This is a genomic window from Phormidesmis priestleyi ULC007, assembly GCF_001895925.1.
In the GTDB taxonomy this organism is placed as follows: Bacteria; Cyanobacteriota; Cyanobacteriia; order Leptolyngbyales; family Leptolyngbyaceae; genus Phormidesmis_A; species Phormidesmis_A priestleyi_A.
Genome location: NZ_MPPI01000069.1, coordinates 1 through 13,784 on the forward strand (window position 1 = coordinate 1; position 13,784 = coordinate 13,784).

14 protein-coding genes are annotated in these 13,784 nt (G+C 48.9%); 4 read left to right on the forward strand and 10 right to left on the reverse strand.

Annotation, left to right across the window (positions count from 1 at the left end; all coding sequences use genetic code 11):
• The first annotated feature begins 69 nt into the window (after positions 1-69).
• Positions 70-1,023, forward strand: coding sequence for a choice-of-anchor Q domain-containing protein (locus tag BRW63_RS26040; protein ID WP_073075238.1), 954 nt, complete (start codon positions 70-72; stop codon positions 1,021-1,023).
• Between the two features lie 79 nt (positions 1,024-1,102).
• Here the strand turns inward: BRW63_RS26040 and BRW63_RS26045 are convergent, their stop codons facing one another.
• Both BRW63_RS26045 and BRW63_RS26050 read right to left on the reverse strand, forming a co-directional pair.
• The gene (locus BRW63_RS26045; protein ID WP_073075239.1) at positions 1,103-2,014 is read right to left on the reverse strand and encodes a DUF4347 domain-containing protein; all 912 of its coding nucleotides are present in this window, start codon (positions 2,012-2,014) and stop codon (positions 1,103-1,105) included.
• A gap of 284 nt (positions 2,015-2,298) precedes the next feature.
• The gene (locus BRW63_RS26050) at positions 2,299-2,595 is read right to left on the reverse strand and encodes a hypothetical protein (RefSeq protein ID WP_073075240.1); all 297 of its coding nucleotides are present in this window, start codon (positions 2,593-2,595) and stop codon (positions 2,299-2,301) included.
• A 230-nt stretch (positions 2,596-2,825) separates the two neighbouring features.
• Between BRW63_RS26050 and BRW63_RS26055 the strand changes: the two genes are divergently transcribed.
• On the forward strand, positions 2,826-3,119 hold the full coding sequence (locus tag BRW63_RS26055; protein ID WP_068817638.1) for an RNA recognition motif domain-containing protein: 294 nt from the start codon (positions 2,826-2,828) through the stop codon (positions 3,117-3,119).
• 97 nt (positions 3,120-3,216) lie between these two features.
• Positions 3,217-3,399: a 30S ribosomal protein S21 gene (gene rpsU, locus BRW63_RS26060; protein WP_068817640.1), complete on the forward strand. Its 183-nt coding sequence runs from the start codon at positions 3,217-3,219 to the stop codon at positions 3,397-3,399.
• Between the two features lie 85 nt (positions 3,400-3,484).
• On the opposite strand, the gene BRW63_RS26065 is transcribed toward rpsU, so the two are convergent.
• From BRW63_RS26065 to BRW63_RS26095, 7 genes are all read right to left on the reverse strand, one after another.
• Positions 3,485-4,513, reverse strand: coding sequence for an aromatic ring-hydroxylating oxygenase subunit alpha (locus tag BRW63_RS26065; RefSeq protein ID WP_073075241.1), 1,029 nt, complete (start codon positions 4,511-4,513; stop codon positions 3,485-3,487).
• A gap of 238 nt (positions 4,514-4,751) precedes the next feature.
• Positions 4,752-5,381, reverse strand: a complete 630-nt coding sequence (locus BRW63_RS26070; RefSeq protein ID WP_219898745.1) for a Uma2 family endonuclease — start codon at positions 5,379-5,381, stop codon at positions 4,752-4,754.
• 89 nt (positions 5,382-5,470) lie between these two features.
• Complete coding sequence (locus BRW63_RS26075; protein WP_073075243.1) at positions 5,471-5,959, reverse strand: molybdenum cofactor biosynthesis protein MoaE; 489 nt, start codon at positions 5,957-5,959, stop codon at positions 5,471-5,473.
• Between the two features lie 51 nt (positions 5,960-6,010).
• Positions 6,011-6,817, reverse strand: a complete 807-nt coding sequence (locus BRW63_RS26080) for an ABC transporter permease (RefSeq protein ID WP_073075244.1) — start codon at positions 6,815-6,817, stop codon at positions 6,011-6,013.
• Positions 6,801-7,691, reverse strand: coding sequence for an ABC transporter permease (locus BRW63_RS26085; protein WP_073075245.1), 891 nt, complete (start codon positions 7,689-7,691; stop codon positions 6,801-6,803). The genes BRW63_RS26080 and BRW63_RS26085 overlap by 17 nt, the downstream gene beginning before the upstream one ends.
• 138 nt (positions 7,692-7,829) lie before the next feature.
• Positions 7,830-8,954, reverse strand: a complete 1,125-nt coding sequence (locus BRW63_RS26090) for an ABC transporter substrate-binding protein (protein ID WP_073075249.1) — start codon at positions 8,952-8,954, stop codon at positions 7,830-7,832.
• A gap of 5 nt (positions 8,955-8,959) precedes the next feature.
• Positions 8,960-10,087, reverse strand: a complete 1,128-nt coding sequence (locus BRW63_RS26095) for an ABC transporter ATP-binding protein (RefSeq protein ID WP_073075246.1) — start codon at positions 10,085-10,087, stop codon at positions 8,960-8,962.
• Positions 10,088-10,399: 312 nt separating this feature from the next.
• Here BRW63_RS26095 and mrdA point away from each other — a divergent pair, with 312 nt between their 5' ends.
• Positions 10,400-12,223, forward strand: a complete 1,824-nt coding sequence (gene mrdA, locus BRW63_RS26100; RefSeq protein WP_073075247.1) for a penicillin-binding protein 2 — start codon at positions 10,400-10,402, stop codon at positions 12,221-12,223.
• A gap of 110 nt (positions 12,224-12,333) precedes the next feature.
• Here mrdA and BRW63_RS26105 read toward each other — a convergent pair whose 3' ends face one another.
• Positions 12,334-13,392, reverse strand: coding sequence for a ParA family protein (locus BRW63_RS26105; protein ID WP_073075248.1), 1,059 nt, complete (start codon positions 13,390-13,392; stop codon positions 12,334-12,336).
• Between the last annotated feature and the right edge of the window lie 392 nt (positions 13,393-13,784).

Genomic DNA, 13,784 nt, shown 5'->3' on the forward strand with positions numbered 1-13,784 from the left:
TGAATTCAATCCGAATCATGCTAACAACCTCTTTTCTCCTGCTCTAGAACAAACCTCATCTTATCGTTGATGCGGGAGAACAATCCAAAAGTCCATTTCTCAATCGTGGCGAGTAGACAGTCAGGTCACGGCGATCCCAGATTGGCTCCTCTGGCGAACAATGGTGGACAAACTCTCACCCATGCGCTGTTGCCGGATAGCCCTGCCCGCAATACTGGGACTAATACGCTGATTCCCGATAGAGTGCGTGGTGATCAGCGCGGTAGCAGCTTTTCTCGCATCATTAGTGAACAGGTTGATATTGGCGCTTTTGAAGCGTTGCCTGTGGTTTCGCTCGTTCCCATCGTAATCAACAGTGAGGAGGGAACCGGGGGGACAACTAGCTACCTTTACAACCTCGTCCTCTCAGCCCGCACGGGTATTCCCGTGACCGTTACTATGGAGATTACAGGTGGGACTGCCACGATCGATGACTTTGCGGCTGTTCCTTTTCTCCAGGTAGTCTGGGTCGCGGCCCACGGATCGAAGTCAATAGCAAACGATACGTTGACAGGGGGAGGGGGTCGCGATCGATTTATCTACAGCTTGGGTGACGGCACCAATACCATCACTGACTTTGGTAGCATCGGCAAGTCCCCCAATTCATTTACCCTAGCTGAAGCGGATGTCATTCAATTCCAGGGCGCAGGCTTGACGGCTCGCAATCTCCTCTTAACTCAAGTCGGTGCAAATCTGGAACTCACGTTTGACAGCACTGATACCAAAATCATCTTACAAAACGTTCAACTTGAGAATCTGGAAAATCGATCAAATTCAGGAAACATCTTGTTTGATGGACAAGTCAGTTTTCAGAATAGTGGTTCTGCTGCAACGCTTGCCGCTAAGATTGTCTACAACCGAGGCACCGGAGACTTGCTCTATAACGAGAATGGAGCAACATCAGGTCTGGGTGGCGGTGGACGTTTTGCAACGCTCACAACAAGTCTTGCACTCAGCACCACTAACTTTTTAATTCGACCATAGAAGGATTTACGCTAATTGAGCTTCAAGATGGTGCAACGCTTGTTCAGAAAAATCTTGTGACGCTCATCACCCATTAACTCTAAGTAGCGGTAAAGACTCCACTGTAGGTTGAAGTCAGAGAGGGCTGAAACGCACCTTTAGCCGCAATGTCACCGCTATTGACTTCTAATACCGTCTTTTCTAAATCCCAGTCTCCGCCAAGATTGGCGCTGCCAGTTGGGTTAGTGGATGCTGCAATATCGGCAGTTGTCAGTTGACTAAACTTTTGCATAAACTCAGTGCCGACTGCTCCAGCGCCCACATTAGACCCGTACAGCAAAATGTCAGCGTCGGGCGTGAGAGCAGATGCCCAGCGTCGCAGACTAGCCCCATAAACGTCTAATGAGTCTACTGTTAGCTGAGTTACCCCCAAGTTTAAGACTCCTGCATCACCCGGTGAGATGAGATGAATTGCAGAAACATTTTCAGCGCTTTTTAACACCTTAGTTATTTGAGCAATGCCGTCTCGATCGCCCTCTAAAATCACGACGGTGACTCCGGGACGAACTCCAGCTACCAAGCTTTGGTAGTTTGGCAAACTAGAATCGATGAATGCGATCTCTCCAGTCACCGTTTCAGGAGCAGGTGACGGCACGACTGGCGCAACTCCGATGTCTGGAGGTTGAGAAGTGACAGGATCGGTAGAGAGACTAGCAGTCCTAGAGCTTGGCTGGGGCAAGGATGTGGCGGGCATTCCCAGCGATATTAAATCGTTTGGTGCAACTTGCACTTGAACGATCGGCAAAGACTCAGAAATCGTTGATGAGGCACCCGTATACGGATCACCTGCAAAGGGTTGAGGCGTAAAATCAGTGAGAGACGAAGCGGAAGTGAAGGCTAACCCAACCGCGATCGGGTCGTTAATTTCTCCACCCTTGAGGGTTGGCTTAGTAGAGAGGCTCTCAGACAGGGGATCTGAGGGTAGAGCAGACAGTCCGTTATCAGGATTCATAACTCCAAATTTTCCTTAAGACGTAAAACGACCGTACCTAATAGCGTAGGTACAGTAATGGTCAATACTGCCTCAGTCAAAGAAGCACCCCTAAAATTCAGTTTGCTGAGTTTAAACGGGTGATTCTTCTCACTTCATTGATCTAAGCCGTCTCGTCAAGAATACTGACTTTTCGACGCTGACGATTATTTCTTACGTCCTAGAAAGGAATCTTCCGGAACTATTCGTATAGAAAGCGCTTAACTTTATAAACTCTTTACAAAAATCTCAGTCAACCTGCTCTGTTAACGAACCTCATATTGAGGGAGAGGATGATTGGTTTTGCGCGGTTCTGACGGGTCACGCTTTTGCGGACGCAGCGATCGCGCCTTAGAATTTTCGTCTCGACTCGGCTCTACGGGCGATGGAGGCGATGCTACCAGGACAAAAACGCGCCTTCCATTTAAAATATTGTAGAGATCTTGCCCGACACACACCAGACCAGTGGACTGTAGGGCTAAAATCCGCTCATCTCGCTTTTGTCGGGCTTGCGCCGCATCATCCCAATCTGTCTCTAAAAATACTTCTTGAATAGAACCCATCGAATCCACAAACCTCTTTTGCTGTCTCGCTATACAGCGTAGCGTTTCTTCTTGACCGTGTGGGCGTTATGATTTGAAAAAGCAGCGAATCATGACCATTTGACGTGATCGCTACCCCAAATCCTGTGCTAGGCTAACGTCAGGATTTATTTTCGGCTGTGTAATTCGTGTTCATCAGCGTCTCTCCGAATCTAACTCTCCACACTTTCTTGGATTCTGGAGACAATTTCATGTCAATTTACGTGGGCAATCTCTCTTATGAGGTCAAGCAAGAGGACCTAACTGAGATCTTTGCTGAATACGGAACGGTCAAGCGGGTACAACTGCCGACTGATCGCGAAACGGGGCGGATGCGCGGGTTTGGGTTTGTCGAGATGGGCACTGATGCAGAAGAAGATGCCGCGATCGCAGCATTAGACGGTGCAGAGTGGATGGGTCGGGATCTAAAAGTAAACAAGGCTAAGCCTCGCGAAGATCGAGGGCCGTCGGGCGGTGGCGGTGGTCGCCCCCCTAGACGCTATTAAGCTGATAAGCTAGGAAACTGACGTTAAATCCTCTTGAAGGCAGACCCTCGTCTGCTTTTTTTGATAGAGGTTGTAGTTGATTAAATCAGGAGAACCGATGACTCAAGTGATTCCTGGCGAAGACGAAAGAATTGACTCCGTGTTGCGCCGATTTAAACGTGAAGTGTCTAAAGCAGGCATCTTCCCAGACATGCGAAAGCACCGTCATTTTGAAACCCCGATCGAGAAGCGGAAGCGCAAAGCCTTGGCGAAACAGAAGCAGCGTCGCTTCCACCGCTAACGATATTTTTACAAATCGTTGAAATTTCTCGCATGGTGCCAAATTCTCAGAATTTGGCACCAGTTTTTTGTGGTTGAGTTTTGAATCAAGCCGTATAAACGGTGCCCAATCCGAGTGCGCTTAAGCCTTTGCGATAGGCGATCGAAGTCCTGTCAGCCCGAATGTGTACTTCAGCCAATAATTCTAGCGGCAAATCTTCAGGGTATTGCGCCTCTACGACCTCCTTGTCTTCAGCAAACACCTGATAATTAAATTCATACACAGGTTCAAGCGGCATCTGACGATCGAAGTTGCGGCAAATGGGGCAAAAAACACGAGTTTTGCGCGCAGAAATCGGAGAGGCGGCATTGAGAATACACAAGCGCCCATCGTCTGGGAAGTGAACCGTCAACCGAGCCGTAAACGGAAAGTAAACGTCAAAAACGCGGAGCCACTGAAAATCGGCAGGCGCAAGATCTTGCAGCCCTTTGGGAAAATTGCTGACCGTGCTGAGATATTCGGCACGAACGCCGTTTGCTGTCGGTGTCACATCGTAGCGGGGCACGATCGGGTTATTAGAATCGCCAAAAGTTTCAGTATGCACCCAGGCAAAATGAGCCACGTCGAGAAACCCTTCCATCTGTCTCCCGGCTGCCGCATTCAAATCGACTGCATTGGGCAATATTTGCTGATAGTCGGCATCCTCCCATTCAAAAAAATCGGGTAGAGGATGCGATTCGCCCCCCGCTAAAGAAGTCCAAATCAATCCATAGGCTTCTTTAACTGGATAGGTCTTTAGACAAAGTTTTGGCGGAATGCTGGCACCGGGCTGAGATGGAATCAGCACACAGCGACCCTCAGACGAGTAGTGAAAGCCGTGATATTTACACACCAATTGATCAGACTGAACTTGACCCATGCTTAGTGGAACGCCACGATGCAAGCAGATATCATTTGCCACAGACAGCCCCGCAGTCGTTCGCCAAATGACTAGGCGCTGATCAAGCAGAGTCGCTGAAATCGGCTGGTCTTTAACGTGGTGGCTAAATGCGATCGGATACCAAAATTGAGACAAGATATCCCAATCAGATTCGGCAAACGTGCAGCCTCTCGGATAAGTTAGTTGATCGGTCATGATGGTGAGTGTGCGGCAATGCTAGAGCGTTCAACTCAATCGAGCGTCACTTTGTACAGGATATACAACTGAGTTCAATCTGTTGTTGTGCTTAGTAATACATTGTTGACTTTGGCTGAGAATTTTGACTGTTTTGATCTTGTCTCTAGCGAGGTTTTAGTCGAAACTAAACGACTTCAGACGTTTAAACCCATTAGAACAACTCAGCAGACTTGTTCGCAGGCTCCGATCTAAACCTTTATCCAACCTTGAGAACTTGCTCGGCAGACAAATTAAGGTCTGGGAACAGTGGAGAGAAGATAAGGTCGTTTCCTCGGAACTGGGCAAGCTGGTATTCTCCACTCTCGTCCAGAGTGTAGATGCTAATCGTTGGTTGTTTTGGGTTGCCAATGTAGAGCCGTCCTCCGATCGCAGCATAGTCTACAACCCAGTATTCTGAAACTCCCAACTCACCGTAGTCTGCAAGTTTCGTCAGGTAATCATCTCTCCAGTTGTTGCTAACAACCTCAATCACCATTGGAGGGCAGACATAAGCCGCTGCCGACTTGAAAAGCCCTTTCATTTTTTGCCACTCTGCCTGAGCAAAGACGACGATATCAGGCTTGCGGCTTTTCTCCTTTTTGCCGGGAAGAGTTTTAAACCTGACCTGTTTCAGTCTCTTCGGAACATAGGGGAGTTTTCGATCGCTGCAATGAGCTTTGAGCAGATCGCACAAGTCGTCAGCGACATCTTCGTGGTTTGCATTGGGTTCGTCAACTGGCACAGGAATTCCATCAATGAGTTCAAAACTACGATCGCTGCCATCATCCCATTGAAGAAACTCCTCAAAGGTCATCGGCTCGGCTTGGGTGATCACTGCTTGCATCATGCCTCCTCAAAACGCTCCATCCTCGAACAACGGCACTCTTGGAGCCTTGATCCTATTATCGATCAGCGGCTACTGTTCACAAGGTTCTTCTAGCAGTCATTTTCTTCGCAAGCAGCAATGCTCACCCAGCTACTAGAGCCATCTTGCCAGTGTTCTTTTTTCCAAATGGGGGCGTTGTGTTTGAGGGTATCGATCGCGAACTGACAGGCTTCAAATGCTTCCGATCTGTGGGGACACCCGACTGCAATCAACACGCTAATTTGACCAATTTGCAGCTTGCCAACGCGATGATGAATCACGACACGATTTACATCTGCCCAGGTTTTGCGAATCTCTGCCGCAATTTGCTGAAAGACTCGCATCGCCATCGGCTCATAGGCTTGATATTCTAGTGATTCGACTGCCTTGCCATCAGTTTTGTTGCGAACCATGCCACTCATCACCACGATCGCTCCGTTAGCCTCATCGTCTGCCAATGCGTAAACCTCTTCTAGAGACAGGGGCGCGAATGTGATCGCAAAGCGATCGTGCGGATGCGACTGAATCGGGTGAGACGTGGAGAGCGTCGTGGCAATCATAAAATCAACTTCAGTAAGAGAACTGACTCTATTTTGCACAGATTTTATCGCTTACTGAAGTCGCTTCTTTTCACTGCGATAGCGAATGGTTTCAGCAATTAGAGCCACCGCGCCAGAAGTCACCATTAGAACTACACTAAGCGCATTAATATCAGGCTTAACACTAGTGCGAATGCGGCTAAAAATCTCCATCGGCAGCGTGGTCGCACCACCCCCGGCGGTAAAACTGGAAATCAGAAAGTCATCCATGCTGAGAACAAACGCCAATAAACAGCCCGAAACAATGGCGGGCATTAATTCCGGCAATAGCACCATCACCAACGATTGGTAAGGTGTGGCTCCTAAATCCTGCGCGGCTTCTTCTAAATGCGGATTGAGATTGACGAGGCGAGTCGAGACTACAAACGCTACGTAGGACAAACAAAATACAGTATGCGCTGCGACGATCGTCCACAAACTCAACGGCACTGCGATTACGGCGAGGAATACTAACGTCGAAACCGCGATCGCAATATCTGGAATGATTAATGGTAGGTAAGATACACCCTGATATAACTGTTTGCCAGGAAATTTGTAACGCGCTAATCCCACTGCCATAAGAGTGCCAATGATTGCAGAAATTCCAACTGCACAAAATGCAACCTTCAAGCTATCTGACAACGCTGAGAGAATGCGACTGTCATTAAAGAATTTGACATACCACGATAGCGTAAACCCACCCCACTGAGCGCTGTTGGGCGACTGGTTAAAACTGTAGAACCCCAGCACCAAAATTGGTAGATACATGAAGCCAAACATCAGCACCGAAAACAGCGCTTGCCAGGAGATGCGAATGGGATTTTTAGAGGGAGCTTGCATTTTTGTCGCCGTATTTGATGAGCAGCGCGATCGCTAAACTAACTGCCAAAATTAACACCATGCTCAGAGCCGACCCAAATCCCCAGTTTTGAGTGGCACCCAAAAATTGGTTATAGATCAGTCGCGCTGCCGTCATGCTCGACGTGCCGCCCAACAGTTCGGGATTGATAAAATCTCCTAACCCCGTGATGAACACGAGTAAGGAACCTGCGGCGATTCCGGGGAGAGTCTGCGGCACGGTTACCTTCCAAAATGCTTGCGGAGGAGTTGCGCCTAAGTCGGCAGCAGCTTCTAAAAAGCGACGATCGAGCTTTTCTAAAGAGGCATAGAGAATCAGCACCATGTAGGGCAGCAGACTGTAGGTCATGCCAATCAACACGGCAGGTGAGCGATTGAGTAGATCTAGTGTGGGTAGGTGCAGACTCGTCAGCAGCGTGTTGAGAACGCCCGTCGGACGCAAGATACTAATCCAGGCGTAGGAGCGCAAAAGTGAGGAAGTCCAGAGCGGCAGCACAAAGGCTAATAGCAGCAAATTTCGCCAGCGTTTGGGGGAGAGTAGCGCAATCCAATAGGCGACCGGGAAGCCCATCAGCAGACAGAGCAGCGTCGTTCCGATCGCAAAGAGCAGCGATCGACCAATCACCTTCAGCACATCTGGCTGGAAGATTCGCAAATAGTTATCTAGCCCTGACGGGTTCACAATGTCTCCGGGCTTGATATCAGGCACCAAACTCAGTTGAAAAATCAGCAGTGTGGGAATCACCAACAGCAACGCGAGCCAAATGCCTGCCGGAGCTAAGAGCAAAAGAGCTTGTAGCCACTGAGGGGAAGACGTTTGAACTTGAGCGGGGGCAGAGGGGGCTTTGGTAGACACGTTAAGAGAATTTTGAGTGGTAGAGAGGCTAGTTTAGTGAGGCTATAGCAATCCTGTTTCAGTTGTAAGAGTGGGACAGGCTTCCAGCCTGTACGGGCAAGATGCCCATCCCACCATTCACTTAGGATTGCTATATGTTTAGCTGCTCGTCAGCTTTGTCCAATATTTTTCGTACAGTTCTAGGATGGGTTTATCGAGTGGGGCAAGCGTTTCAGAACGATCGAGGAGATTGTGAGGGGGAAACAGAGTCACGTTGTTCTTTAAATTGTCGGGGAGTTGGTTGAAGGCAGCTTCGTTAGGAGTCGCGAAGAACAGACGCTCAGTGACTCTGGCGGCAACGTCAGGTTCCAGCATAAAATCCATCCAGGCGTAGGCAGCTTCGGGATTTGGAGCCGTTTTAGGAATCACCATCGTATCGCTCCACAAAGAGGTTCCACTAGCCGGAATCACATATTTGAGCTTGGGATTTTGATTCATCACGTTAACCGCATCAGCAGAATAGCCCATCGCGATCGTCAAATCGCCCGCAAGCAACTGATCGCGCCACGCGTCAGTGGTAAACGTCGTGATCGCGGGTTTGAGTTCTTGCAATTTTTCGTAGGCTTGCTTGATCTGCTGCGGATCGGTGGCGTTATAGGAATAGCCGAGCGATCGCAGCGTTGCCCCCATGACTTCTCGAAAATCGTCCATCAGAGTCAGGCGGCGAGTCAATTTATCTTTGTGCTTCCAGAGATAATCCCAATCGGTGGGCGGCTCTGTGAGTTTTTCGCTGTTGTAAATCAGCCCTGTGGTGCCCCAACTCACCGGGACGCTGAAGCGATTGCCCGGATCGTGGACTGACTGCTGAAACCTCGGCAAAATGTTGCGAAGCCCATCAAGACGAGAATGGTCTAACTCGCTCAGATAGCCCAATTGCACCATCTGAGACACTTTATAGTCAGAAGGGTAGATGATGCTGTAAGTCCCGGCTTTGCCTGCTTGAAAGGTTGCTAACATCATCTCGTTAGAATCAAACACATCAGAAATGACTTTGATGCCCGTTTGCGATCGAAACGCATCAATCAAATCTTGATCTACATAGTTTGACCAGGTGTAAATATGCAATTCATCAGCCGCCCCGCGCCGCACCTGATCGGTCTGCACCTTGGCTAAAGTCCAGCCACAGCTTGAAAGCGCCATGCTCGACAACCCAGCGATCGAGGTTTGCAAAAATCGCCGCCGCGATCGAGAAGCGTGAAGAGAACGAGTCAAAAAATCAGCCATGTGATTCATTCTGGTAACGCCAGACAATCATCTGCGCCCCAGTGCAAATAAATCGGCGTATCACTATCGGGAACGTTCAGCGCATTGGGTTGACGAACCGTGAGCTGATCGCCCGATCGTAGCTGCACGACGTAGTGGACATGAGTGCCCAGATACATGACGTGCTTGAGTCGTCCCTCAAAACAGTTGATTGCGTCATCGGGCGGCGAGAAGCTGACATTCACCTTTTCAGGGCGTACACTCACCACCACTGCCCCAGACGTGAGCGGCAACCCGCTGGCATCGGTGGGCTGCACTTTCATTTTCAATCCCCGATCAGTAATAATCCACAACATAGTCGGGTGGGCACCCTCAATTTTGCCGCGAAACAGATTGGTGTCTCCAATAAAATCAGCAACAAACGGCGTTTGAGGACGATCGTAGATTTGGCTCGGCGTACCGATTTGTTCGACTTTGCCCTCAACCATCACGGCAATGCGATCGGACAAACTCAGCGCTTCTTCCTGATCGTGCGTCACTAGCACAAAGGTTACACCTAATTCTTGGTGCAAATTCGACAGCTCCACCTGCATTTCTTTGCGTAACTTGAGATCAAGTGCGCCCAGAGGTTCATCTAACAAAACTACGGTAGGACGGTTGATCAACGCTCGTGCCAACGCGACTCGCTGCTGCTGCCCGCCTGACAGTTGCGCCGGGAAACGGTTGGCAAACCCATCCATCTTCACCAGCTTCAGCGCTTCCTTGACGCGCTCTTGCGTTTCTGACTTGCGGCATTTTTTGATTCGCAGCCCAAAGGCAACATTCTCCCAAACCGTCAAATGGCTAAATAGCGCGTAGTTTTGAAAAACCGTATTGGCGGGTCTGCGATAGGGCGGCACATTGAGCATCGATTGTCCGCGAATCAGCACATCGCCAGCGCTGGGAGTCTCAAACCCGGCAATCAAGCGCAAAGTCGTAGTTTTGCCGCATCCAGACGGCCCTAGAATGCTAAAGAATTCACCGCGTCGAATGCTGAGATCAACCCCCCGAACGACCGTATCGCCGTTAAACACTTTGAATACTTTCCGCAGTTCAACATCAAACCCAACATGGGTGTCAGTTGCTTGCTGATTCTGCGTTGCCGTCTGAGACATAGTGACGATTTCCTGCGGTAATTCCCGGTCTGCGCCGAAGGTAGCTTGCCTGATCCCCGATGAAGATGTTAGATCTAACGTCTGGTCTATCTTACTCGCCCAAGTTGGAGCTAGTCAGAAAGATTGCTCGTCCGTTAACGTTTAGGTAAAGTTATCTAAAGAATAATCACGAAACTATCATTCTAAATCGGGTAGTCAGCCCTAGATTTCCCATCTAAATCGCTGAATTCCCAACTTAACTTAGAATAATCGATACTTTATATCATCTAAATTTTCTGTCTGCACTCACTTTAAAGATGTCTATCGTCAGTTATGACTTTGATTCAATCACCTCCGACTACGATCGCTCATCAAAAACATGCCCGCAGTGTCGGTCGCAAACACCAAGCACTAATGCTGATGTTTGGAGTGACTGCGATCATCTTAGGAGGGTTGGGGGGTCGCCTTGCCTATCTTCAGCTCATGCAAGGTCATCAAAATCGAGAAATGGCAGAAAGTAACCGCATTCGACTGCTGCCCAAACAGCCAGAGCGAGGCAAGATTCTCGATCGCACAGGCAAAATTCTCGCAGGCAGTCGCTTATCTCACTCGGTCTTTTTGTGGCCCCTTGCTCAAAAGAAGGCTGAGTGGAGCCAAACTCTGGCGCGCGTCTCGCAAATTCTCAACATTCCCGTTGCCGACATTCAAAAGCGCTTAGAGCAAGAAGGCTATAATTCGCCCTATCGAGTCCGCATTGCGCGCAGCATCAGTCCTCAAAAGGTCACAGCTTTAGCAGAAAATATCGGCGAACTGGATGGTGTTCAGGTCGATGCAGAAGCCGTGCGGAACTATCCCAACGGTGATTTGGCGGCTCATGTGCTGGGCTACACCGGAGAACTGACGGATGACGACTTTAAAAAGCATCCGCAAGACAACTATCGACTCGGTGACGTGATTGGTCAGATGGGCATTGAATCTGCTCGTGAGCAAGATTTGCGAGGCGAGTGGGGAGGGCAGCAGGTAGAAGTCGATGGTGCCGGAAATGTGGTCAAGATTTTAGGAGAAAAGCAGACTCACGCGGGTAAAGACGTGACTTTGACGATCGACCTTGACCTGCAAAAAGCCGCCGAAACTGCGTTAGGCAATCGCAAAGGCGCGATCGTCGCGATCGACCCAAACAATGGCGCAATTTTGGCAATGGTCAGCCGTCCCGCGTTTGACCCCAATTTATTCTCAACTCGCATCTCAGAAAAACAGTGGGAACGGTTGCAGAGTACAGACCATCCGTTTGTCAATCGGGCGTTGCAGGGCTATCCGCCTGCGAGTACGTTCAAGATTGTCACCACCACGGCAGGCTTAGAGTCAGGCAAGTTTTCGCCCGACACCGTGTTGGCAACTTCGGCATCAATTCGAGTCGGCGGCATTGATTTTGGCGATTGGAACCATGCCGGGTTTGGCCCTCAAGGATTTGTGGGCGCACTCACCTGGAGTAGCGACACCTTTTTCTACCAGATTGGTATGGGGGTCGGTGACCAAACCTTGATTCAGTGGACTCGTCGCTTTGGGTTTGGGCAAAAAACTGGCATTGAGCTAGGCAACGAAGAAGCAGCCGGACTAGTGCCCGACGACGAGTGGAAACAAAAAGAAGTCCATGAAAGCTGGTTTTTGGGCGACACGGTGAACATGTCGATCGGGCAAGGCTTCCTGCAATGCACGCCGCTACAAGTTGCGGGAATGTTTGCGATTGCTGCCAACGGCGGTTATCGCGTCAAGCCCCATCTCCTCAAGGACAACGAAGCTGCCCAAACCTGGCGCGAAGCTCTCAAACTGAAGCCCGAAACCGTTCGGATTTTGCATGAAGGGCTGCATGGCGTGGTGAATGGTGGCACTGCAACGGCGGCGTTTAGTGGAACAGATTTGGCGATCGCCGGAAAAAGCGGCACCGCAGAAGATTTTGGACGCGAGTCTCACACCTGGTTTGGGGCATTTTCTCCGGTCGATAAGCCTAAAATTGTGGTGGTTGCCTTTGGTGAAAACTCTGGTGGCGGCGGCGGATCGTTTGCGGCTCCGATGGTGCGACAAGTGTTAGAGGCGTATTTTCACCCTGATAAAGCGCAGAAAAAACAGGCTGAAGTGGTTGCTGCGCCGAGAGATTAATGATCTATCAGGGTGAAATTACTAGGCTGACAAGCTTCTCCTGACTCCCATAATCTGAAATCTTAGACAGAAAGATTCAGCCAATTAAGTAGTTAGACTGAAAATAGTCCCTACTCAATTTTTTGTACAAGGTCTCGTATATTCGGTACCTGTTTATCTAGTTGAGATTGATTGACGGAAATGTTTCTACCAGCTACAGGTTTTTGACCAGCAGTTAAAGATGCTATTGGGATACCCAATGCACCCGAAACAACTGAGGCAGTGTTGGCATCATTAACTTCATACTGAAACATATCTCTAAAAGCTTTTTGACTAACTGGTGTTGAGGCACTACCAGGATGAATACAGAAAAACTGAGGAGTTGTTTTCCAAACCTCCCATATTTCTTTACCGATCTCACTCACTACAGTTCTGAAGGCAGACGCAGAGGAACTATTCATCTGTGTGAGCCTATTGCCCACATACATATATATCGTGGGTTGCGCCATACGATACCTTTCTGTCTCTAAGAAAAATTCTGATTGAGTGTCCCCAGCATGTCTTCGGATACCGTAAACCAGTGCTAACACTGCCTTGACTGCTCTCTTTGAAGAACCATCAGCAGAAAAAGGAATGATCAAGCGTTCAGCAGCCGTTAGTGCTAACTCCGTGTAAATAGAGAAACTCGGATTACAGTCAATAAAAACACAGTTGTCTTCATCGTTCCAAGAGTTTTGAACATCTACGATCAGATCTCTTATCCACAGATGGACAATGCGCCAAGCGTCTTGTGGACCTGGATTTGTAGCACTTGACACTCTTGAAGATTGTATTTCAAGTTGCTCATCTCCAACCACAAGATATACATTGTTCGGCACTGCGTTGTTGTAATGCGAAACTTGCGTAATGTACCCAGCACCTGAATTCGGAGATACGTATGGACTTAGAATTCGATCTTCAATGTATCCAGAAATTGTGCGTCTTGGTTGCTGTGTATGAATTTGAGTAAGTCTCGCCTCCCCCTGCTCCATACCACCCAAAAGCATAGAAGATGAGTTAGCCTGTGGGCATAGGTCAACTACTAAAACTCTCTTGCGCGGATTCTGACGTGCATATTCTGAAGCTAGCTGAAAAGTTAGGTAGCTTTTCCCCACACCGCCTTTGTTGTTCCATATCGCGTAGATTGCCATTTATCCAAAAATCCTGTTCAGATGTTTACCTCCGAGAATTCTAGACGAGTTTGGTCTATTACTGTTACTACAATTTTTGTAACGTTTTACAACACTTGTTGGCTAAATGCAAAAAACAGTGCATCTAGTTAATGCTATTGTTGAGATACCTAGTTGTGTCCAGCCTAACAATTTGGTTGCAGCAGACTGTTGGTTAGTGCTTGTGGTCTAGCAAAGCTTGCTAGCATCTGCTGAACCGAGCCGTTATGCCGCTAGGTTGTTTACGGGAGACGTTTATTAACTTGAGTGTTGTGATGTCATGAGAGAAAAATAAGACCCGCGACTCGCGGACTACGGATGCGAGAACTGTTTTTGTTGCTTGGCAAACAAGTTAGTAAACACTTGCGCGGCTG